Below are 21,520 nucleotides of genomic sequence, written 5' to 3'. Positions count from 1 at the left end.
TCCCAACGCTAGTTGACTCAGGCCTCGGCCGTGCGCAAGGCAGGTTTACGGAACACGAACAGCAAGCCGATCACGATCAGTCCCATCCCCAGCAGACTGAGGGGCGCCAGGCGGTTGCCGAAGATGATGAAATCCATCACCGCCGTGACCGCCGGCACCAGGTAGAACAGGCTGGTGACATTGACCAGGTTGCCCCTTGCGATCAGCCGGTACAGCAGCAGCGTGGCCAGCAGCGAAACCACCAGCCCCATCCACAGCAGCGCCGCGAGGAAACTGGCGTTCCACTGGACGTGCAGCGGCTGCAACGGCGCGAACACCGCGCACATTGCAAAGCCCGCCATGTATTGCAAGGGCAAGGTGCCCATGGGGTTGTCGGTAATGCGTTTCTGCAGGATCGAGCCCAAGGTCATGCTGGCCAGCGCCAGCAGGGCGAACAGCATCCCGGCGAGAGATACCCCACCCAGGTTGATACCCTGGTAGACCACCATCACCAGGCCGCCCAGGCCAAGCCCCAGGCCGAACAATCGGCTCCAGGACCGCTGACGCTCCATCAGCACCACGGTCAGGATCGGTTGCACGCCCATGACCGTGGCCATGACGCCGGGAGTAACGTGGGTGTTCAGCGCCAGCAGGTAGAAGATCTGGTAGGCACCGAGCAATACGCAGCCGGTCCCCAGGGCGCGAACAATGCCGGCCCGGGTACGTGGCCAACGTAATCCGAGCAACGGACCGATCAACAGCAGACCGAACAGCGCCAGGGCCGAACGCAGCAGCAGGAAGGCGAAGGGGCTGGCCTGGGCCAGGCCAAGCTTGGAGACGATCGCCCCGCTGCTCCACAGCAGGACGAACAGGCTGGTCGTGGCCGCCGAGGCCACGGATGCTTTGTTGAGGACAGACATGTATTGCCACCTGTATACGGGCAAATGAGCCGTACGGAGGGCCTATCGCGACTTGCGGGGATAGCCGACCGTGTTCAGTAGGTTGCGAGTGCGGTGGGGAGCGGCCAGCGGCCGGTCAGCCCAGCACCACGACTGCGCAAGGAGGCGGAGCTACGCCGCCTACCACGCCACTGACAGGTGGTGGATAGTGACTGATCATGGCCGGCTGCTGGCTGCCACGCACGACCACGCCCGCGACAGGCGCGAGAACGTAAGCGGTGGTGGAAGGGATGGCTGGCATGAACAGGTCTTCGGGGAAGAGAGTGTTTCGGAATATAGCGGGGGAATCATCGCGGGGCAAGCCTGCTTGCACAAGGTGCGAAAGCAGGCCTGCTCAACCGGATCAGAACAACCAGTGGTACAGGGCGTAGGCGACGACAACCGCCAGTAACGGACGCAGCACGCGGTAGGCCTTGGGGTTGGCACGCTTGAACTGCTTGACCCGGGTGCTGATGACATTGCTGAAGCGCTTGCTCCAGGCATAGGCCTGGTTGATCCCGCCGACACGCTCGTCATCGGTGTTCTGCGGCGCGGTGGCGCGGCCGAGGAAGGCACTGACCTTGCGGTTGATGCGGGTCATCAGCGGGCTGTTGAGCGGGCGCTCGACGTCGCAGAACAGGATCACGCGGGTGACCTCGGTCTCGTTCTTGACCCAGTGCACGAAGGTCTCGTCGAACATCACGTCCTCGCCGTCGCGCCAGGCGTAGGGCTGGCCATCAACGTAGATGCGGCAGTTGTCGGAGTTCGGCGTGGACAGCCCGAGGTGATAGCGCAGGGAGCCGGCAAACGGGTCGCGGTGCGGGTTCAGGTGGCTGCCGCCGGGCAACAGGGCGAACATCGCGCCCTTGACGTTGGGGATGCTGCTGACCAGCTCTACGGTCTTCGGGCACAGCGCTTCGGCCGAAGGCAGCGGTTTGTCGTACCACTTCAGGTAGAAGCGCTTCCAGCCCTTCTTGAAGAACGAACCGAAGCCGGCGTCGTTGTCTTTTTCCGCCGCGCGGATGTAACCCTCGTCGAACAGGCGCATGGCCTCTTCGCGGATCACCTCCCAGTTGTCCTTGAGCACATCCAGCTCGGGGAAGCGCTGGCGGTCCAGGTACGGCTTGGAGGGTACGCCGGAAAACAGGTACATCAGGCTGTTGTAAGGGGCAAACAGCGCCGAATGGTTGACGAACTGGCGCAGCACCGGCAGGCGTGCCTTGCCGCGCAGGTGCACGAACAGCACACTGCCGAAGAACACCAGCAGGACACCGGCCTTGGCGACGAAGGAAAAGGTCATGCAACACTCCTTGGAGGGGAAATCAGGCCATCCCCAGATAGCCGGACATCATAAACCCATCAGAAGCAGCTGCAAGCCAGAAGCTGCACGCGGCAAGCCCAAGCTGATCCGCGTCAATACGGACATGCCCTCGACTTGCGGCGTGCAGCGTGTCGCTTACTGCTGGTTTTCCTGCTCGGTGAACAGATCGCTGAACAGCATGCTCGACAGGTAACGCTCGCCCGAATCCGGCAGGATCACCACGATGGTCTTGCCCTGCATCTCCGGCTTCTCGGCCAGGCGCACCGCCGCCGCCATGGCCGCGCCGCAAGAGATGCCGCAGAGGATGCCCTCCTCCTGCATCAGGCGGATGGCCATGGCCTTGGACTCGTCCTCGGTCACCGTCTCGACCTGGTCGACGATCGACAGGTCGAGGTTCTTCGGCACGAAGCCGGCACCGATGCCCTGGATCTTGTGCGGGGTGGGCTTGAGCTCCTCGCCGGCCAGGGTCTGGCTGATCAGCGGCGAGTTCACCGGCTCCACCGCCACCGACAGGATCGGCTTGCCCTGGGTGTGCTTGATGTAGCGCGACACCCCGGTGATGGTGCCACCAGTGCCGACCCCGGCCACCAGCACATCGACCGCGCCATCGGTGTCGTTCCAGATTTCCGGGCCGGTGGTCTTCTCGTGAATGGCCGGGTTGGCCGGGTTGTCGAACTGGCCCGGCAGGAAGTGCTGCGCCGGGTCGGAAGCGACGATTTCGTTGGCCTTCTCGATGGCGCCCTTCATGCCCTTGGCCTTGTCCGTCAGCACCAGCTCGGCGCCCAGCGCCTTCAACACCTTGCGCCGCTCCAGGCTCATCGAGTCGGGCATGGTCAGCACCAGGCGGTAGCCACGGGCGGCGGCGACGAAGGCCAGGCCGATACCGGTGTTACCCGAGGTGGGTTCGACGATGGTCATGCCTGGCTTGAGCTTGCCGCTGTCCTCGGCGTCCCAGATCATGCTCGCGCCGATCCGGCACTTCACCGAGTAGCCCGGGTTGCGTCCTTCGATCTTGGCCAGGATGGTCACCCCGCGCGGGGCGATGCGGTTGATCTGCACCAGCGGCGTGTTGCCGATGGAATGGGCGTTGTCGGCGTAGATACGGCTCATGGCGGCGGTCCTTGAACAGGAAAAAAGTGCAGGGAAAACCCTGAGGGTAAGCCTGCAATCGGTGAGCGTAAAGCCCGTTCGAACTCGACGAAACGGCCTGCGGTCAACCGCACATGCTCCCGTGGAGAAACCCGATGAAAGCGCGCTACCGCTGGCCACTGCTCGGCTTCGCCAGCCTGGTCGCACTGCTGGTGGCCCTGCACCTGGCCTTGCCTTTCCTGGTGCGTGACTACCTCAACGACAAACTGGCAGACATGGGCGACTACCGCGGCCAGGTCCGCGACGTCGACCTGGCGTGGTGGCGTGGCGCCTATCAGATCAACGGCCTGAAGATCGTCAAGGTCAGCGGCAAGGTGCCGGTGCCGCTGCTCGAAGCGCCGCTGATCGACCTGTCGGTGAGCTGGCACTCGCTTTGGGACGACCGTGCCGTGGTCGCCGAAGTGGCCTTCGTACGCCCTGAACTCAATTTCGTCGACGGCGGCAACAAACAGAACTCTCAGACCGGCCAAGGCACCGACTGGCGCCAGCAACTGGAAAAGCTGCTGCCGATCACCCTGAACGACGTGCGCATCGAACAAGGCACCCTCACCTTCCGCAACTTCAATTCCAGACCGCCGGTGGACCTCAAGGCCACCCGGCTGGACGCAAGCATCCGCAACCTGACCAACGTGCGCGACGAAAAGGGCCGGCGCGATGCCCGCTTCGACGGGACGGCGCTGCTGCTGGGCGATGCCAAGGTGGAAAGCCGCGCTACCTTCGACCCTTTCAGCGACTTCGACGACTTCCAGCTCCGCCTGCGCGCCACCGGCATCGAGCTGCGCCGGCTGAACGACTTCGCCAGTGCCTACGGCAAGTTCGACTTCAATGCCGGGCATGGCGATGTGGTGATCGAGGCCGAGGCCGAGAACGGCCGGCTCAAGGGCTACATCAAGCCGCTGTTGCGCGATGTCGATGTGTTCAATTGGCAGCAGGACGTGGAAGACAAGGACAAGGGCTTCCTGCGCTCGGTGTGGGAGGCACTGGTGGGGGCTACCGAGACCGTGCTCAAGAACCAGCCGAAGAACCAGTTCGCCACTCGCGTGGAACTCAGCGGCAGCGTGCACCAGCAGGACATCAGCGCCTTCGAGGCATTTCTGCAGATCCTGCGCAACGGCTTCATCCAGGCGTTCAACGCACGCTACGAGCAGCCCGCGCCCAAATCCGACTGATCCCTGGGTGACGGACCATTCAGGGACTGAATACCCGGTCTGCGTTTTCACGCGTCGGGCGTGGCGTTATAGTCGCTGACACATCAATAAACATGTATTGCCTGGGCCGGCCCTATCGCCGGCAAGCCAGCTCCCACAGGGAGTGGGTCTGCCCGCAATGACGCCAGCCAGCCACCCCAGAGGATCGGTTCATGAAGTTCGAAGGCACCCGCGACTACGTCGCCACAGATGACCTCAAGCTGGCGGTCAACGCGGCCATCACCCTGGAGCGCCCGTTGCTGGTCAAGGGCGAGCCGGGTACCGGCAAGACCATGCTCGCCGAACAGCTGGCCGCCTCCTTCGGCGCACGCCTGATCACCTGGCACATCAAGTCGACCACCAAGGCCCACCAGGGCCTGTATGAATACGACGCGGTCAGCCGCCTGCGCGATTCGCAGCTTGGCGTGGACAAGGTCCACGATGTGCGCAACTACCTGAAAAAAGGCAAGCTGTGGGAGGCCTTCGAGGCCGACGAGCGGGTAATCCTGCTGATCGACGAAATCGACAAGGCCGACATCGAGTTCCCCAACGACCTGTTGCAGGAACTCGACAAGATGGAGTTCTACGTCTACGAAATCGACGAGACCATCAAGGCCAAGCAGCGCCCGATCATCATCATCACCTCCAACAATGAAAAGGAGCTGCCTGACGCCTTCCTGCGCCGCTGCTTCTTCCATTACATCGCCTTCCCCGACCGCGCCACCCTGCAACAGATCGTCGATGTGCACTACCCCAACATCAGCCAGTCGCTGGTCAGCGAGGCACTGGACGTGTTCTTCGACGTGCGCAAGGTGCCGGGCCTGAAGAAAAAGCCTTCCACCTCCGAGCTGGTCGACTGGCTCAAGCTGCTGATGGCCGACAACATCGGCGAGGCGGTGCTGCGCGAACGCGACCCGACCAAGGCCATCCCGCCGCTGGCCGGTGCCCTGGTGAAGAACGAACAGGACGTGACGCTGCTCGAGCGCCTGGCCTTCATGAGCCGGCGCGGCAACCGCTGACGGGAGCCGGGCCATGTTGCTCAACCTGTTCAATGAAATGCGCGCGGCCAAGGTACCCGTATCGGTACGCGAACTGCTCGACCTGCACCATGCCCTGCAGAAGGGCGTGGTGTTCGCCGACATGGACGCCTTCTACTACCTGGCCCGCGCCATCCTGGTGAAGGACGAGCGGCACTTCGACAAGTTCGACCGCGCCTTTGCCGCCTACTTCAAGGGCCTGGAAAACCTCGACCGGCATATCGAGGCGTTGATCCCCGACGAGTGGCTGCGCAAGGAATTCGAACGCTCGCTCACCGACGAAGAGCGCGCGCAGATCCAGTCCCTGGGCGGGCTGGACAAGCTGATCGAGGAATTCAAGAAGCGCCTCGAGGAGCAAAAGGAACGCCACGCCGGCGGCAACAAGTGGATCGGCACGGGCGGTACCAGCCCGTTCGGTTCCGGCGGTTTCAACCCCGAGGGCATCCGCGTCGGCGAGGCCGGCAAGCGCCAGGGCAAGGCGGTGAAGGTCTGGGACCAGCGCGAGTACAAGAACCTTGACGACCAGGTCGAGCTGGGCACTCGCAACATCAAGCTGGCCCTGCGCCGGCTGCGCAAGTTCGCCCGCGAAGGCGCCGCCGAGGAGCTGGACATCGACGGCACCATCGATCACACCGCCCGTGACGCCGGCCTGCTGAACATCCAGATGCGCCCCGAACGGCGCAACACGGTGAAGCTGCTGTTGCTGTTCGACATCGGCGGCTCGATGGACGCCCACGTCAAGGTCTGCGAGGAACTGTTCTCGGCCTGCAAGACCGAGTTCAAGCACTTGGAGTACTACTACTTCCACAACTTCGTCTACGAGTCGGTGTGGAAGAACAACCTGCGCCGCACCTCGGAGCGCTTTTCCACCTTCGACCTGCTGCACAAGTACGGCGACGACTACAAAGTGATCTTCGTCGGCGACGCGGCCATGGCACCCTACGAGATCACCCAGCCCGGCGGCAGCGTCGAGCACTGGAACGAAGAAGCCGGGTACGTGTGGATGCAGCGCTTCATGGAGAAGTTCAGGAAGATCATCTGGATCAACCCGTATCCCAAGCAGGCCTGGGACTACACCGCCTCGACCCACCTGGTGCGGGACCTGATGGAGGACAAGATGTACCCGCTGACGCTGCAGGGGTTGGAAGACGGGATGCGTTACCTGTCCAAGTAAGCGCCAAGAGGGGTGCGGTGCTTATCGATGAAGGCACTGCAGCCCCTCACTCATCTGAAACTCAAGAGCTTGTCGGATTTAAAGTCTGGTTGAAGTTACTGCCATACCAGTCATCGGCGGCGATACTTTCACGCTGCCTAAGGGACTTCATTCTTCGCGCCAAAATATTCTGGACTTTTTTACCAGCGTTCTTAGCGTTAACTGCATTTCCTGCCAATTCTGGAAGTTTTGGAGCCTGGCCAGACTCATATTTTTGACCAGTCGCCAGCCAACTCAAAACCTTTGCATCCACAGCTGCAATACCATGCGGTCCTTGCCACGTGAAACTGAATTTCCCTCCAGACTCAACAGCGACATTGCCACTCACCACCAAATCAAATGCATTTTTCGTCACGGCAATCAGAACATTTCGCGCCTGATCAGGATAAGCATCGATCAAAGAATCAAAATTGCCAATGCCCACCTGTTCGACGACCGCCCCTACATTACCTCGCTTGAAGTCTCGCTTCAGTCTGTAGGGATCCACATCCTCAGCCATACCCAGATACCTGAACGGAGTTAAAGCCCCCGCATCGAAAAGGGTTCTTTGCGCCTTTGAATTGATTGCATGAGCCCACGTCGCCGGCAAACTCCCTCGGCCGGTGGGGTCGACGTTATTTATTGGATCCCCACCACAATAGGCATAAGCATTGATCCCCCCCTTGCCGAATGGACTCATCTCATCCGCAGATAAAAAACGCAACAAGGAAGGGTTGTACAAACGGTACCCGTTACCCAGCAGGTAGCACCCGACATCCGCGTCCCAATACTCGCCATTGAACGCAAGAAACGCTGCCTCCCCGACATTTGCGCAGTAGCCGTACGCGCTGTATGCAGGCTGCCTAGCTGCCGGCTGACCAGCCATTATCGAGCGGGACCTGTCGACAGCTAACAGCTCAATCTTGCATCGCGCAGCCATCGGCGCCTCCCGTTCCGATCACCCCTGGGTGGTGTTGGTAAATACTGACAAGAGGCCCGGGAAGCTACAACTGACAAAACTACCAGTTACCAGCAAGCAACCCTTGCCGCTTTCAACTCAGCAACTACCGCCAGCGCTCGCTATAAGCGTTCAGCTCGGTCCATGCCTGCTCCTGCACCACAGCTCGAAACCGCACCGCAGTCCCCGGCATGCACTGCGCCAATTGCGCCAGCGCCAACGGCGTCAACGCCCCCAGCCGCGGATATCCACCGATGGTCTGCCGGTCATTAAGCAACACGATCGGCTGCCCGTCCGGCGGCACCTGCACGGCGCCGAGGGGGATCCCCTCGGAGATCATCGGCGCGCCCTGGTAGACCAGTTGCGGCCCGAGCAGGCGAATGCCCATGCGGTCGGCACGGCTGTCCAGCGTCCAGTCACGGTTGAACACCTCGAACAGGCTGGTGCCGCTGAAATCGCCTATCTGCGCCCCCATCACCAGATCCAGCACAGGCTTGTCCGCATATACCGGCCGCAACGTTTCGGGAACGTAGGAGCGGCGGTTCGGCGCCCCGACTGGCCCCGCGATGGCTCCGGCAGCATGCAGTACCTCCCCTTTCACCAACGCCCGGCCCTGGCCGTCAACCCCGCCCAGCGCTTCCCGAACCACCGTGGCACAACTCCCCAGCACCGACTCGCCCACGAACCCGCCAGGCGCGGCCAGATAAGCACGTACCCCTTGGCGAGGCTGACGCAGCGTCAGCTGCTGGCCCTTGCCGAGGTTGAAGCTGGTCCAGGGCGCCACGGCCTGCCCGTCGACTTGCGCATCCAGGTCGGCCCCGGCCAGCGCCAGCACGCAGTCCTGCTCGGCAACCACACTGAAGCCGCCAAGCGCAATCTCCACCACGGCGCTGTCCAGGGCATTGCCCAGCAGCCAGTTGGCCCAGCGCATCGCCACCCAGTCCAGCGCGCCGCCCTGGGTCACCCCCAGGTGACGCACGCCGAACCGCCCGGCGTCCTGCAATTGGCACAGCGCGGTGCTGGCCTCGATCCTCAACTCGCTCATGCCTGGGCCTCCAGCGGGCTGTCATCACCGCCCAGGTTGATGAACTCGGCGTGCCCGACCGCCACGAAACGCACCCGGTCGCCCGGTTGCAGCAGGCTGTAGCCATCCCTTTCACGATCGAACAGGCGCACCGGCGTGCGGCCGATCAGGTTCCAGCCGCCCGGCGACACCGCCGGATACGCGGCGGTCTGGCGTTCGGCGATGCCGACACTGCCCGCTGCCACACGCTTGCGCGGGGTGCTCAGGCGCGGTGTGGCCAGGCGCTCGTCGACCAGCCCCATGAAGCCGAAACCCGGAGCGAACCCCAGCGCGAACACCGGGTAATCACGGCCACAGTGCACCTCGATCACTTCGGCTTCGCTCAGTCCACTGCGCGCAGCCAGCACCGGCAACTCGGGACCGACGCTGGCGTGGTACCACACCGGGATCTCATGCCGCCGCCCGCTATTGCCGGCATCGGGCCGCAGGCCCTCCAGTGCGTGCAGGATGCGCTGGCGCCCTTCGCCCGGCGCCAGGTCGAACTGCACCATCAGCGTGGTGTAGGACGGTACCAGATCGATCAACTGTTGGCCGAAAGCGTCCCGCAAGCGCTGGCTGGCGGCAAGGATCCACGGCATGTTGCCTTCATCGATGGCATCGAACAGCCGCACCATCAGGCTGTCGACGGCCACCACTTCGATTCGTGGGGTCATGCCTGCTCCAGCGCGTCGAGAGCCTGGCGGATCTGGCGTACCGCGGCCACGGAGCCATCGTTGTCGCCATGCACGCAAAGGGTGCGGGCGTTCAACCGCACTTCGCTGCCGTCGTCGGCCACCAGGGCCTCGCCTTTGGCGAGGCGCAGCGCCTGCTCGACCACCAGCGCCGGGTCATGGTGCACCGCGTCCGGCAGGCGTCGCGACATCAGGTGCCCGCTGGCGGTGTAGCCACGGTCGGCAAAGGCTTCGAACCACAATGGCACGCCGATCTCGTCGCCCAGGGCCTGGGCGGCACTGTCGTCGGCGGTGGCCATGAGCATCAGCGGCAGGCCGCTGTCGAACGCCGCCACGGCCTCGAGCACTGTACGCAGGATGGCCGGGTTGGCCATCATGTCGTTGTACAGCGCGCCATGGGGCTTGACGTAGGCCACCCGCGCGCCGAGTACCTTGCAGATGCCGTCCAGGGCACCGATCTGGTAGTGCAGCAGGTCGCGGATCTCGTCGCTGCTGCAGGCCATGGAGCGGCGGCCGAAGCCTGCCAGGTCCGGGTAGGCCGGGTGCGCGCCGATGGCCACCCGGTGCTCCAGGGCCAGGGCCACGGTGCGGCGCATGGTGCCGGGGTCGCCGGCGTGATAGCCGCAGGCGATATTGGCGCAGTCGATGAACGGCATGACCTTGGCATCCTGGCCCATGCGCCAGTTGCCGAAGCTCTCGCCCATGTCGCAATTGAGTAGCAGGCGTTTCACCTGGCGGACCTCCGTATCAATGTTCATGGTGCCTACCTTAGCGCGCCTGGAGCGCTTTGCCGCGGGTTTCCGGCAGGCTCAGCGCGGCCACGATCACCACACCGTAGGACACCGCGGCGAAGGCGCCAATCCCCAGGCCCAACGGCACTTTCTCACCGAGCAGGCCGATCAGCAAAGGGAACATGGCCGCGATGACCTTGCCGATGTTGTAGCAGAAGCCTTGTCCCGATCCACGGATACGGGTGGGGAACAACTCGGTGAGGAACGAACCCATGCCGCTGAAGATGCCCGAGGCGAAAAAGCCCAGCGGGAAGCCCAGCCACAGCATCACGTTGTCGCTGACCGGTAGCTGCGTGTAGAGCAGGACGATGACGAACGAGCCCACGGCGAACAGGATGAAGTTCTTCCGGCGCCCCAGCAGGTCGCAGAGGTAGGCGCTGACCACATAGCCGATGTAGGAGCCGACGATGACCATCGCCAGGTAGCCGCCGGTACCCAGCACGCTCAGGCCGCGCTCGTTCTTGAGGAAGGTCGGCAGCCACGAGGTGATGGCGTAGTAGCCGCCCAGGGCACCAGTAGTCAGCAGCGAAGCGCGAATCGTGGTCCACAGCATGCCGGGTGCGAAGATCTCGTAGAAGTGTGAGGGCGCCGCGACCGTCTCGGCGGCCTTGGCCTCGCGGTAGACCTCCGGATCCTTGACCAGGCGCCGCACGAAGATCACGAAGATCGCTGGCAGCAGCCCGAGCAGGAACAGCGCGCGCCAGGCCTGCTCGGCCGGCAGCCAGGAGAACAGCAGCGCGTAGAGGATGGCGGTCAGGCCCCAGCCGATGGCCCAGCCCGACTGCACCATGCCTACCGCCTTGCCGCGATCCTGGGCGCGGATCACCTCGCCGATCAGCACCGCGCCGGCGGTCCATTCCCCGCCGAAACCGAAGCCCATCAGCGTGCGGGCGATCAGCAGCTGCTCATAGCTTTGCGCGAAGCCACAGAGGAAGGTGAAAAAAGCAAACCACAGCACCGTCAACTGCAGAGTGCGTACCCGGCCGATACGGTCGGAGAGGATGCCGGCAATCCAGCCGCCCAAGGCCGAAGCGATCAGTGTGCTGGTATGGATCAATCCGGCTTCGGCGGTGCTGATGCCCCACAGCATGATCAGCGTGGGGATGACGAAGCTCAGCATCTGGGTGTCCATGCCGTCCAGGCCGTAGCCGATCTTGCAGCTCCAGAAGGTGCGTCGTTGCTGGGAGTCGATGTCGCGGTACCAGGCGAAAGGGCCGCTCGAGGTTCGGGCGGGGGCCTGCTGCTGCACGCCGGTCGGGTTCATGGTTGCCTCGGCTTGTTGGTATTGTTCTATGGGCGACGTCGGGCGTCGCGGCCTGGACACCATGTTCAGAGGCCGCGCCCGGCACGTCCAACGAGAAAATCCGCCGGTCTGGAACAAGAAAAACTGATCATGAACCTTCGTTTCCTCGAAACCTTCGTCTGGGTCGCCCGGCTCAAGAGCTTCCGCCTCACCGCCGAGAAGCTGTTCACCACCCAGGCCTCGGTGTCCAGCCGCATCGCCGCGCTGGAGGCCGACCTGGGCGTGAAACTGCTGCTGCGCGATTCGCGCGGGGTCAGCCTGACCCCCGAGGGCGCCAAGGTGCTGGAATATGCCGAACGCATGCTCGACACCGCCAAGGCCATGAAGCAGTCGCTGGACAGCGACCGCGCCAAGACCGGGCGCATTCACCTGGGGGTCATGGACACCGTCATCCATACCTGGATGAGCGCGCTGGTGGCAGAGCTGGGCGAGCGCTACCCGCAGGTGGAGATCGAGCTGGTGGCCGATACCGCGCTGAACCTGCGCGAACAGCTGCAAAAAGGCTTTCTCGACGTGATCCTGCAGACCGACCTGCTGCGCGAGCAGTCGATCCGCAGCCAGGACCTGGCGCGCTACCCGATGGGCTGGATCGTCGCCGCAGGCTCCCCGCACCACCGCACCTACGCCTCGCTGGCGGAGCTGGCCCGCGAACGCATCGTCACCTTCTCGAAAAATTCACGACCGCACCAGGAAGTGCTCAGCCTGTTGCAGTCAGCCGGGGCCGAGGCGCCACGCCTGAACTGCGTGAACTCGGTGGCGGCGATCACCCGCCTGCTGCGCGACGGTTTCGGCATCGGCGCGCTGCCACCGGCACTGGTCGATGGCGAACTGAGCCGGGGCGAGCTGGTGTTGCTGGACGGCTTGCAGCCACCGCCGAGCCTGGAGCTGGTGGTAGCCTGGCAGACCGGCGTGGCGTTGGTGGGCGAGATCGTCGATGTGTGCCGGCAAGTGCTGGAGCGCTATGCGCGGGATGTGGGCGGGCAACGGATCGTGCTGGTCTGAACGGTCGCCTTTGCCGACGATCAGGGCAGCAACAGCATCACCGCCAGCTTTCCTTCACCACTTTGCGCCGCCCACCGAGGATCACCCAGCCAATCACCAGCAACAGGCTCTCGACCACGAACGCCAGCACGAACCCGCTGCCGATCCCCCAACCGATCGCCTCGGGCACCAGCAGGATCTGGTAGCTGTAGCCCTTGAGCGTCTCCTCGCGCAATGTCGGCTCCGGCTGCACCAGCACATGCCAGGTGCGGCTCACCCACGAGCCCTGCAGGGCCTGCCATTCATGCTCCAGCGCCTGGCTGCGGATCAGCAGGCTTTCGATGCTGTTGGCATCGCTGTTGAACACCGGATCGTCGCTGCCGCGGTAATGCCGCACCAGCGCCTGCAGGTCGCCGTTGAAGAAGCGCTGCGCGGTCTGGCGGAAGCCGTCCAGGGCCTGGCGCGATTCGAGCAGGTGCGCCTCGACACGCTGGCTGTAGTCCTTGACCAGCCCGGGCACCTGGAGACCGGCCAGCAGGCCGAAGGTGAACAACAGCAAACGCAGGTAACTTCTGAACATGGAGCGTCCTTAGCTCTGGCCGTGGGCGGCGCACTCGCCGTGGCGCCACAGCCCCCATTGACCCGGCTCGTAGCGGTTCCAGGTCTCGTTCTCGGTCAAGGCCTCGGTGGCGATCACCGTGACCACGTCGTTGGGGGTGGTTTGCGTGTGGAAGTCGACGATCAGGTCGACATCCTTCAGCCGCGCCGCGCCGAACGGTGCGCGGCGGGTGATGTGCACCAGTTTGGTCGAGCAGAAGCAGAACAGCCAGTCACCGTCGCTGAGCAGGCAGTTGAACACGCCCTTGCCGCGGTACTCGGCGCAGGCTTCGACCAGCACCGGCAGCAACTGCTCGGCTTCCACCGGTTCGGGGAAGGCCTCGCGGATACGATTGAGCAGGTCGCAGAAGGCGGCCTCGCTGTCGGTATCGCCGATCGGTCGGTAGAACGTGCGCTGGCCGGCGAAGTCACCCAGCTGGCCGTTGTGCGCGAAGCACCAGTTGCGGCCCCACAGCTCGCGCACGAACGGGTGGGTGTTGGACAGGCAGACCTTGCCGACATTGGCCTGGCGGATATGGCCGATGACCACTTCGCTCTTGATCGGGTAGCGCTGCACCAGGTTGGCCACCTCGGACTCGCTGCTCGCCGCCGGGTCCTGGAACAGGCGCAGGCCGCGCCCCTCGTAGAAACCGATGCCCCAGCCATCGCGGTGCGGGCCGGTGCGCCCGCCGCGCTGCATCAGGCCGGTGAAGCTGAAGACGATATCGGTGGGGACATTGGCGCTCATGCCCAGCAGTTCGCACATGTTCGCGGCTCCTGGCTTACAGACGGGGTTCGACGCGGCCCTGCCCGGGGCCGGAGCGGCGCACGGGGGCCGGTGGCGGATCGTCGCGGTAGCGGTCGTGACGATTGGCGGCCAGGGAAGCGTCAGCCACGACCTCTTCCTCTTCCTTGGCCTGGCGCTGGGCGGCGGCCTCACGCTGGGCGCGGCGTTCGCGGGCACGCTTTTCCAGCGGCCAGCGGATCAGCACGAAGACAAAGTACAGGGCAAAGGCGATCATCCCGTACATGGCCAGGTCGGAGGCTGCGCGCCAGGCGTTGTTGCCGACCTTGAAGGCGAGGTCCAGCGCGGTGATGGCAATGGCCGGGGCGAAGCTTTCCTTGACCGGGTCGACGATGGTCGGGGCGAACAGCAGCACGGCGATGATCACCCGCAGCGGCTCGCGCAGCCAGCGCCACATCCAGCCGGTCAGCTTGAAACCCACCAGCAGGCAGCCCAGGGCGGCAACGGCGTACAGGCCCCAGGCCAGCGTATAGTCGTGTTCGGTCATGGTGTTGGTGCAAGCCAGGCAAAGAGACGCCTATGATAAACACTTTTACCGGCGCAGGCTGCCCCCGCACCGTAAGGGACCTGCAGCGGCCCTTCGCGGGGCAAGCCCGCTCCCACGTCCAGACCTCGATCAGGCGTGGGAGCGGGCTTGCCCCGCGATGGGGTCCACAATCGATGAGATCACCCATGCCCCTGACCCTTCCCGCCCCTATCGCCCGTCAAGCCGACGGCAACGACCCCTACGCCTGGCTGCAGGACCGCGACACGCCCGAGGTGCTGGCCTACCTGGCCGAGGAAAACGCCTACCAGGAAGCCTGCCTGGCCGGCCAGACGCCGCTGCGCGAGCAACTGTTCGAAGAGATCAAGAGCCGCATCCTCGAGACCGACCTGTCGCTGCCCTCGCCCTGGGGCCCGTACCTCTACTACACCCGCACCACTGCCGGCGACGAGTACCCGCGCCACTACCGCTGCCCGCGCCCGGCTGACGACAGCAATACGGTGGATGAAAGCCGCGAGGAACTGCTGCTCGACCCCAATGCGCTGGCGAACGGCGGTTTCCTCTCCCTCGGCGCCTTCAGCATCAGCCCCGACCACCGGCTGCTGGCCTACAGCCTGGATACCAGCGGCGACGAGGTCTACACCCTGTACGTCAAGGACCTGGCCAGCGGCGCGCTGAGCGCCCTGCCCTTCGACGACTGCGACGGCAGCATGACCTGGGCCAACGACAGCCAGACGCTGTTCTTCGCCGAGCTGGACGACACCCACCGCCCCTGGCGCCTGCGTCGCCACACCCTGGGCGAGGCCGCGGCCACCACCGTATTCGAAGAGCCCGACGGACGTTTCTTCCTGCACTGCTACCGCGCCAGCTCCGAACGCCAACTGGTGCTGCTGCTCAACAGCAAGACCACCAGCGAAGCCTGGGTGCTCGATGCGGCCACGCCGCATGCCGACTTCACCTGCCTGGCGCCACGGGTCGAAGGCCATGAATACTTCCCCGACCATGGCCAGCTCGACGGTCAATGGCGCTGGTTCATCCGCAGCAACCAGGACGGTATCAACTTCGCCCTGTTCCATGCGCCGGCAGACAGCGTGCCGGCCCGTGCGCAATGGCAGGTGCTGGTGCCACACCGCGACGACATCATGCTCGAAGGCGTCAGCCTCAATGCCTCGGCGCTGTCCCTGAGCCTGCGCGAAGGCGGCCTGCCGATCATCGAAGTGCGCCCGCAAGGCCTGCCGGCCTACCGCGTCGAACTGCCGGATGCCGCCTACAGCCTCTACGTGCAGGACAGCCTGGAATTCGCCAGCTCGCGCATCCGCCTGCGCTACGAAGCCCTCAACCGCCCGGCCCAGGTGCGTCAGCTGGAGCTGGCCACAGGCATCCAGCAGGTGCTCAAGCAGACCCCGGTGCTCGGCGCGTTCGACGCCGACGACTACGTCAGCCAGCGCCTGTGGGCGGTAGCCAAGGATGGCACGCAGGTACCGATCAGCCTGGTGCGTCGCCGCGCCGACGAAGGCAAGACAGTGCCCCTCTATCTTTACGGCTATGGTGCCTACGGCGAGAGCCTCGATCCGTGGTTCTCCCATGCCCGCCTGAGCCTGCTGGAGCGTGGCGTGGCCTTCGCCATCGCCCATGTGCGCGGTGGCGGCGAGCTGGGTGAAGCCTGGTACCGGGCCGGCAAGCAGGAACACAAGCACAACAGCTTCGACGATTTCATCGCCTGCGCCGAACACCTGATCGCTGAAGGCGTGACCCGCCGTGAATGCCTGGCCATCAGTGGCGGCAGTGCCGGCGGCCTGCTCATGGGCGCAGTGCTCAACCTGCGCCCCGAACTGTTCCGCTGCGCCATCGCCGAAGTGCCGTTCGTCGATGTGCTCAACACCATGCTCGACCCCGAGCTGCCGCTGACCGTTACCGAGTACGACGAATGGGGCAACCCCGAGGAGCCGGAGGTATATGCGCGGATCAAGGCCTACGCGCCGTACGAGAACGTCAAGGCCCAGGCGTACCCGGCCATGCTGGTGATCGCCGGCTACAACGACAGCCGTGTGCAGTACTGGGAGGCGGCCAAGTGGGTGGCGCGCCTGCGCACGCGCAAGACCGACGCCAACCTGCTGCTGCTCAAGACCGAGATGGGCGCCGGCCACGGCGGCATGAGCGGCCGCTACCAGGGGCTGCGCGACGTGGCATTGGAGTATGCGTTCGTCTTCAATGAGCTGGGCGTGGCGTAAAACGCGATTTTCGTTGTCTCACAAGCGCCACGGCCACTGATTGTGCGACCGCGGCGCTTTCCAGACATTCGAAGAAGAACAACACATGCCCGACACCCAGCACCTGAACGCCGAAATCCGCGACATGCTCATGGACTGCGGCCTGTTCGACACCCTGCAACCCAGCGATTTCGTCACCGCCGCCGGCTATTTCAGCCTCACCGCCGTCAGCGAAGGCCAGACCCTGTTCAGCGAAGGCGACGCCGGTACCTTCATGTGTATCCTCCACCGTGGCGTGGTCTCGGTGCGCAAGACCGACGGCAACGGGGCCGAGGTGGAAATCGCTACCCTGCGCAAGGGCCGAGCCTTCGGCGAGATGGCCGTGCTCGACGGCGAGCGCCGCTCGGCCACCTGCGTGGCCGCCAGCGACTGCCAGTTGCTGACCCTGGGCAAGGACTCGCTGGAGAAGATGCTCGCCGACGCGCCGCGCATTGCCGCCCGGATCATTCGCGCCCTGGCCGTGGCGCTTTCACGGCGCTTGCGGATGCAGGATGGCCAGCGCCTGGCACAGCAGGTCTAATCGCGCTTGGGCGGCGGTTTTGGCGGATCCTGGTTCAACCCCGGCAACGGTTGGTCCTTCGGCGGCCCCGGCACCGGCATGGGCGGCAGCAGCGGCGCGCCGGGCCGGTTGGCGCCGGCCTTGGGCGGCGTGCTCGGGGTGATCTGCGGGTAGGGTGTCGGCGTCGGCGTCCCCGGTGCCCCCGGGGCGGTCGTGAGCGGCCGCTGCTGACCTGCAGCGTCGGCCAACGGCACTGCGCCAAGCAACAATGCAGCGAGGATCGCATGCAACATCTGCAGCCTCCTGTCAGAAACCTTCCTACAGGCTATGCCCAACGGCGCATTTTTGCCTGTCCGCCCGCCCGACTGGCGCGCTAGACTCAAGAACATAACCGTCATTGCCCTGATTAGAAGAAAGGTAACACCATGAGTTCCACCTCCGACGCCACCGCCCGCCTCGACCGTATCCTCGCCGACGCCAAGCGCGACAAGGAAATGGGCTATCGCGACAAGGCCCTGAAGATGTACCCCCACGTCTGTGGTCGCTGCACCCGCGAGTTCTCCGGCAAACGCCTGTCGGAACTGACCGTGCATCACCGCGACCATAACCACGACAACAACCCCCAGGACGGCTCCAACTGGGAGCTGCTGTGCCTGTACTGCCACGACAACGAGCACGCCCGCTACACCGATCAACAGTACTTCAGCGAAGGTTCGCTGAGCACGCCGAAAGTCGCCGTGGCCACCCACAACCCGTTTGCCGGCCTGGCAGCGCTGATGAAGAAGGACTGACCGTCGATTCCCGCCCCGCCGTGTCGGCGAGCCCGTATAATCGCGTTCTTTTTTTTGCGAAGGGCCCCGACACGTGGCGAACAAACGGTACAGCTGCATCGGCCTGTTCAACCCCAAATCCGCCGAAAACGTCGGTTCGGTCATGCGCGCGGCCGGCTGCTATGGGGTCAATTCGGTGTTCTACACCGGCAAGCGCTATGAGCGCGCCCGGGATTTCGTCACCGATACCAAGCGCGTGCACTACGACATCCCGCTGATCGGCATCGACGACCTGCAGCGCATCATCCCCCTGGGCTGTACGCCGGTGGCGGTGGAACTGGTGGACGGTGCGCGTCCCCTGCCCGAATACACCCACCCGGACCGGGCGATCTACATCTTCGGACCAGAGGATGGCTCGCTGAGCGAAGACGTGCGCGGTTGGTGCGAAGAGACCATCTACATTCCGACCCAGGGCTGCATGAACCTGGCGGCGACGGTGAATGTGGTGCTGTATGACCGCATGGCCAAGGGGTTGAATACGCGGTCGGGGCCCAAGTTCAAATAAGTCGATCCGGATTTGTAGCAAACGCCTGGGTAATTTCACTGAACGCAGCCATTGCACATGGAGTCTGCTGGTTATCAACGACCAGAGGAGACTGCCCGATGCTCGATTTCCATTCGCCCCACCACGAACACAACGTCCATGGCCTGGAGCGCGCCAGCTCCCTGGCTGGGGGCGCGTTGATGATCAGCAAGGGGCTGCGCCACGGTGGCCTGCTGGGGATGTTGCAGGTTGCTGTCGGCGGCCTGGCGCTGGCACGTGGCGTGAGCGGCCATTGTTCGACCAAGGCGTGGTGGCTGCGGCATCGCGCCGAGTACCTGCGCCTGCATCGCGATATAGAACGAGGGGCTGCCGAGCTCAAGGCGCTGAAGGCCAGCGCCGAGGCGGCAACCCGCACCGCGACGGTGACCGGCGGTTGAAAGCATCGCGGGGCAAGCCCGCTCCCACGAGCCGGCGTTCAAAATGATGTCCGGGGTCGTGGCAACGGGCTTGCCCGCGACAAATCCTGCGCCTAGCGCAGTACCTTGCTTTGCAATACTTCGGACTGCCGCCCCAGGACGTTCTCGCTGATCTGCACGAACTCTTCGGTGCTGACGCTCGACAGGCGCATCAGCGCCCGGGCGACATCGTCCAGCGAACGCTTGTCGTGGTTGTGCAGGCGAATCTCGCGGTCCAGCGCCTGCAACAGCAACACGCCACGGGCCACCTGGGCCGGGCTGGCCTGGGCACCCTTGAGGTGATTCACTTTGTCGCCAAGCTTGTGCAAGCGCGCCTGCAACGCCTCGTAACGGTCGTCGCTCATGCCGCCAGCACGCCGCAGCAGCTCGCTGGCGTAGTGGTCAGCCAGGCTCTCGCCGAGCCAGTCGCTGTCATCGCGGTCATTGATCTGGGCGAACAATTGCACCAGTTCGCGCAACAGCGGGCTGTTGCCGTTCTCGCTGATCAGCGGCCGGCCACTGTGCAAGTACAAGGAATTGTTGGCTGGCAGCACGCCACGCCACATCTCGTCGCGGGCACCGACCAGCAGCAACTTGGGCGGGTTGCGTGGAAACACCGCCTGCAACTGCGGCCAGACGAAGGTCAACAGGGTCAAGGTGTCCATGCGGCGCATGCCCTGCCCTTGCGGCGCGGCGACGGTCACTTCGGTGTCGCCAAGGCGCGCACGGCGGCTGCCCAGGCTGCCGGCGAGCACCCAACCGGTGGGGCGGTCGAACAGGCGCGACACGTCATCGATTCGGAATTTCTGCCGACCGATGCGCGGCCAGGCGGTCTCGACACTCTTCCAGCCGGCCGGCAGGTCGAAGGTCAGACGCGACACCAGCTCGGTGCCGTCCTGCTGGTCGAGGCGCGCCGGCGGCACCAGCTGATCGCCACGGAACAGCGCCCAGTGCGCGGTCATGCGGGTTTCATGCACACCCCCCTTCGGTTGCTGGTCGAGCAGCACGCGGTAACTGAGGCTGGTCTTGCCTGACGCCGGGTGCCAGACACCGCGCCCGTTCTGCAACTGCCACTGGCCATCAGCGAGGAAGTCGCTGTAGACACCAGCCTTGCCCAGGTCGAAGTCCAGGCTGCGCACCACGCTGCCGTCCGCAAGGGTCAGGCGCACCTCGGCCTGGCCGCTCTGCGGCAACAGGCGGACCTGATAATCCAGATCGACTTTCCTGGCCAGCGCCTGAGTGCTGAGCAGCAGGCCAAGCGCCATCAACAGCGGGCGACGCATAACGAAACTCCTTGTAGCCGCGCGGCTCAACCCGCGCGAAAAATCAGGTGGTCTTCCCAGTCGTCTTCATCCACATCGTTCTCGCTGAGCATCCGCCCAGACCGGGAAATGCGTTGCTCATGCACTTGCCCGCGATCACCGCAGACCAGGTGGTGCCACGACGGCAAGTCCTGGCCTTCGCTGACCAGGCGATAACCGCAGGTAGGCGGCAGCCACTTGAACTGGTCGGCCTTGCCCGGAGTCAGCTGGATGCAATCGGGCACGTAGCGGAAGCGATTGGGGTAGTCGCTGCACTGGCAGGTCTGCAGGTCGAGCAACTTGCAGGCGATGCTCGTGTAGTAGACGCTGTTGTCCTCTTCGTCCTCGAGCTTCTGCAGGCAGCACAGGCCGCAGCCATCGCAGAGCGACTCCCACTCCTGCGCATCGAGCTGGTCGAGGGTCTTGCGCCGCCAGAAGGGCGCGGTATCGGCGATCATCACACGTGTTCCTGCAGTCAACATCAATCCGCGGCGCGCGGCGGCGCCAGTCTAGAGGCAGTCCGGCGGCAACGCCAGACCGCTTGTCAGTGCTCGCCGGACGCAGTAGCGTGCGGTCTTTGTCCCAGCCCTTGCAGGAGCAGCCATGAGCGCCACCCCACGTATCGCCGACTACGCCATCAACGAGCAGTTCATCAATCGCTGGTCGCCCCGCGCCTTCACCAATGAGCCGATCAGTCAGGAAACCCTGCTGAGCTTCCTGGAAGCCGCGCGCTGGGCGCCGTCGGCCTACAATTCGCAGCCATGGCGTTTCCTCTATGCCCGTCGCGACACGCCGAGCTGGTCGCGCTACCTGGACATCCTCAACGAGTTCAACCGCAGCTGGGCGCAGCATGCCTCGGCGCTGGTGCTGATCATCTCCAAGACTACCTTCGCCGCCCCTGGCTCCGATGAAGAGAAACCGGCCCTGTGGCACACCTTCGACACCGGCTCGGCCTGGGGCCATCTGGCGTTGCAGGCCAGCATCAGCGGCTGGCACACCCACGGCATGGCCGGCTTCGATCAGGACCTGGCCCGGCGCGAGCTGAAGATCCCCGAGGGCTACGCGCTGCACGCCATGGTGGCGATCGGCAAGCTGGGCGACAAGGCGACCCTGGCCGAAGGCCTGCAGGCCCGTGAAGTGCCGAGCCCACGCCGGCCGTTGAGCGAGCTGGCGGCCGAAGGCGACTTCAGCCTGTAAGCCTTCC

General features: G+C 64.5%; 24 protein-coding genes. 10 read left to right on the top strand and 14 right to left on the bottom strand.

All coding sequences use genetic code 11. From position 1 onward, the window contains the following. Window positions 1-17 precede the first annotated feature (17 nt). The 3 genes from ACQ4OD_RS18375 to cysK form a co-directional block, all read right to left on the bottom strand. Window positions 18-899: a DMT family transporter gene (locus tag ACQ4OD_RS18375; RefSeq protein WP_198755427.1), complete on the bottom strand. Its 882-nt coding sequence runs from the start codon at window positions 897-899 to the stop codon at window positions 18-20. A gap of 382 nt (window positions 900-1,281) precedes the next feature. Further along, complete coding sequence (locus tag ACQ4OD_RS18370; RefSeq protein WP_430944721.1) at window positions 1,282-2,217, bottom strand: aspartyl/asparaginyl beta-hydroxylase domain-containing protein; 936 nt, start codon at window positions 2,215-2,217, stop codon at window positions 1,282-1,284. A 156-nt stretch (window positions 2,218-2,373) separates the two neighbouring features. Beyond that, window positions 2,374-3,348, bottom strand: coding sequence for a cysteine synthase A (gene cysK, locus ACQ4OD_RS18365; protein ID WP_102684388.1), 975 nt, complete (start codon window positions 3,346-3,348; stop codon window positions 2,374-2,376). A 134-nt stretch (window positions 3,349-3,482) separates the two neighbouring features. On the opposite strand from cysK, the gene ACQ4OD_RS18360 reads away from it, so the two are divergent. The 3 genes from ACQ4OD_RS18360 (at window position 3,483) to ACQ4OD_RS18350 (ending at window position 6,785) form a co-directional block, all read left to right on the top strand. After that, the gene (locus ACQ4OD_RS18360; RefSeq protein ID WP_430944720.1) at window positions 3,483-4,556 is read left to right on the top strand and encodes a DUF748 domain-containing protein; all 1,074 of its coding nucleotides are present in this window, start codon (window positions 3,483-3,485) and stop codon (window positions 4,554-4,556) included. Between the two features lie 191 nt (window positions 4,557-4,747). Continuing rightward, window positions 4,748-5,593, top strand: coding sequence for an AAA family ATPase (locus ACQ4OD_RS18355; protein WP_023629931.1), 846 nt, complete (start codon window positions 4,748-4,750; stop codon window positions 5,591-5,593). 13 nt (window positions 5,594-5,606) lie between these two features. Beyond that, the gene (locus tag ACQ4OD_RS18350; protein WP_430944719.1) at window positions 5,607-6,785 is read left to right on the top strand and encodes a vWA domain-containing protein; all 1,179 of its coding nucleotides are present in this window, start codon (window positions 5,607-5,609) and stop codon (window positions 6,783-6,785) included. A gap of 61 nt (window positions 6,786-6,846) precedes the next feature. Here the strand turns inward: ACQ4OD_RS18350 and ACQ4OD_RS18345 are convergent, their stop codons facing one another. From ACQ4OD_RS18345 to ACQ4OD_RS18325, 5 genes are all read right to left on the bottom strand, one after another. Beyond that, a complete protein-coding gene (locus ACQ4OD_RS18345) occupies window positions 6,847-7,743 on the bottom strand; it encodes an RHS repeat-associated core domain-containing protein (protein ID WP_430944718.1) in 897 nt (298 codons plus the stop codon). A 124-nt stretch (window positions 7,744-7,867) separates the two neighbouring features. After that, window positions 7,868-8,806: a biotin-dependent carboxyltransferase family protein gene (locus ACQ4OD_RS18340; protein WP_430944717.1), complete on the bottom strand. Its 939-nt coding sequence runs from the start codon at window positions 8,804-8,806 to the stop codon at window positions 7,868-7,870. Next, complete coding sequence (pxpB, locus tag ACQ4OD_RS18335) at window positions 8,803-9,498, bottom strand: 5-oxoprolinase subunit PxpB (RefSeq protein WP_111531794.1); 696 nt, start codon at window positions 9,496-9,498, stop codon at window positions 8,803-8,805. Before pxpB ends, ACQ4OD_RS18340 begins: the two co-directional genes overlap by 4 nt. Next, a complete protein-coding gene (locus ACQ4OD_RS18330) occupies window positions 9,495-10,274 on the bottom strand; it encodes a 5-oxoprolinase subunit PxpA (protein WP_430944716.1) in 780 nt (259 codons plus the stop codon). Before ACQ4OD_RS18330 ends, pxpB begins: the two co-directional genes overlap by 4 nt. Window positions 10,275-10,284: 10 nt before the next feature. Continuing rightward, window positions 10,285-11,571 carry an MFS transporter gene (locus ACQ4OD_RS18325; protein WP_102684381.1) on the bottom strand — a complete coding sequence of 429 codons (1,287 nt, stop codon included), beginning with the start codon at window positions 11,569-11,571 and terminating at the stop codon, window positions 10,285-10,287. A gap of 129 nt (window positions 11,572-11,700) precedes the next feature. On the opposite strand from ACQ4OD_RS18325, the gene ACQ4OD_RS18320 reads away from it, so the two are divergent. Next, the gene (locus tag ACQ4OD_RS18320) at window positions 11,701-12,612 is read left to right on the top strand and encodes a LysR family transcriptional regulator (protein WP_430944715.1); all 912 of its coding nucleotides are present in this window, start codon (window positions 11,701-11,703) and stop codon (window positions 12,610-12,612) included. A 37-nt stretch (window positions 12,613-12,649) separates the two neighbouring features. Here the strand turns inward: ACQ4OD_RS18320 and ACQ4OD_RS18315 are convergent, their stop codons facing one another. Genes ACQ4OD_RS18315 through ACQ4OD_RS18305 form a run of 3 tightly spaced genes read right to left on the bottom strand, consistent with a single transcriptional unit; the run spans window position 12,650 to window position 14,480 of the window. Further along, window positions 12,650-13,171 (bottom strand): DUF2937 family protein, encoded by a 522-nt coding sequence (locus tag ACQ4OD_RS18315; RefSeq protein WP_430944714.1) that lies wholly within the window; start codon window positions 13,169-13,171, stop codon window positions 12,650-12,652. A gap of 9 nt (window positions 13,172-13,180) precedes the next feature. After that, window positions 13,181-13,954 carry a class II glutamine amidotransferase gene (locus ACQ4OD_RS18310; RefSeq protein WP_198755420.1) on the bottom strand — a complete coding sequence of 258 codons (774 nt, stop codon included), beginning with the start codon at window positions 13,952-13,954 and terminating at the stop codon, window positions 13,181-13,183. 16 nt (window positions 13,955-13,970) lie between these two features. Next, entirely contained in the window at window positions 13,971-14,480 is a 510-nt protein-coding gene (locus ACQ4OD_RS18305) for a hypothetical protein (RefSeq protein ID WP_038705608.1), read from the bottom strand. 185 nt (window positions 14,481-14,665) lie between these two features. Here ACQ4OD_RS18305 and ACQ4OD_RS18300 point away from each other — a divergent pair, with 185 nt between their 5' ends. Both ACQ4OD_RS18300 and ACQ4OD_RS18295 read left to right on the top strand, forming a co-directional pair. Next, entirely contained in the window at window positions 14,666-16,708 is a 2,043-nt protein-coding gene (locus ACQ4OD_RS18300) for a S9 family peptidase (RefSeq protein ID WP_430944713.1), read from the top strand. Between the two features lie 85 nt (window positions 16,709-16,793). Beyond that, window positions 16,794-17,267, top strand: coding sequence for a cyclic nucleotide-binding domain-containing protein (locus tag ACQ4OD_RS18295; RefSeq protein WP_102681723.1), 474 nt, complete (start codon window positions 16,794-16,796; stop codon window positions 17,265-17,267). On the opposite strand, the gene ACQ4OD_RS18290 is transcribed toward ACQ4OD_RS18295, so the two are convergent. Next, window positions 17,264-17,539, bottom strand: a complete 276-nt coding sequence (locus ACQ4OD_RS18290; RefSeq protein WP_139673018.1) for a hypothetical protein — start codon at window positions 17,537-17,539, stop codon at window positions 17,264-17,266. The genes ACQ4OD_RS18295 and ACQ4OD_RS18290 overlap by 4 nt on opposite strands. A gap of 132 nt (window positions 17,540-17,671) precedes the next feature. Here ACQ4OD_RS18290 and ACQ4OD_RS18285 point away from each other — a divergent pair, with 132 nt between their 5' ends. The 3 genes from ACQ4OD_RS18285 to ACQ4OD_RS18275 all read left to right on the top strand — a co-directional run bounded on the left by ACQ4OD_RS18285 (window position 17,672) and on the right by ACQ4OD_RS18275 (window position 18,997). Then, window positions 17,672-18,037, top strand: a complete 366-nt coding sequence (locus tag ACQ4OD_RS18285) for a YajD family HNH nuclease (protein ID WP_023632486.1) — start codon at window positions 17,672-17,674, stop codon at window positions 18,035-18,037. 73 nt (window positions 18,038-18,110) lie between these two features. Further along, window positions 18,111-18,581, top strand: a complete 471-nt coding sequence (locus tag ACQ4OD_RS18280; RefSeq protein WP_046856681.1) for an RNA methyltransferase — start codon at window positions 18,111-18,113, stop codon at window positions 18,579-18,581. A 98-nt stretch (window positions 18,582-18,679) separates the two neighbouring features. Next, entirely contained in the window at window positions 18,680-18,997 is a 318-nt protein-coding gene (locus tag ACQ4OD_RS18275) for a YgaP-like transmembrane domain (RefSeq protein WP_139673021.1), read from the top strand. 92 nt (window positions 18,998-19,089) lie between these two features. Here ACQ4OD_RS18275 and ACQ4OD_RS18270 read toward each other — a convergent pair whose 3' ends face one another. Continuing rightward, a complete protein-coding gene (locus ACQ4OD_RS18270; RefSeq protein WP_430944712.1) occupies window positions 19,090-20,298 on the bottom strand; it encodes a hypothetical protein in 1,209 nt (402 codons plus the stop codon). Window positions 20,299-20,324: 26 nt separating this feature from the next. Next, window positions 20,325-20,774: a YcgN family cysteine cluster protein gene (locus ACQ4OD_RS18265; protein ID WP_110697939.1), complete on the bottom strand. Its 450-nt coding sequence runs from the start codon at window positions 20,772-20,774 to the stop codon at window positions 20,325-20,327. 145 nt (window positions 20,775-20,919) lie between these two features. Between ACQ4OD_RS18265 and ACQ4OD_RS18260 the strand changes: the two genes are divergently transcribed. Next, on the top strand, window positions 20,920-21,513 hold the full coding sequence (locus ACQ4OD_RS18260) for a nitroreductase family protein (protein ID WP_111531788.1): 594 nt from the start codon (window positions 20,920-20,922) through the stop codon (window positions 21,511-21,513). The last annotated feature ends 7 nt before the right edge of the window (window positions 21,514-21,520 follow it).

The organism is Pseudomonas sp. WC1 (assembly GCF_050586565.1).
In the GTDB taxonomy this organism is placed as follows: domain Bacteria; phylum Pseudomonadota; class Gammaproteobacteria; order Pseudomonadales; family Pseudomonadaceae; genus Aquipseudomonas.
The sequence above is the reverse complement of the archived record's forward strand: the minus strand, read 5'-3'. Positions and strand labels throughout refer to the sequence as shown.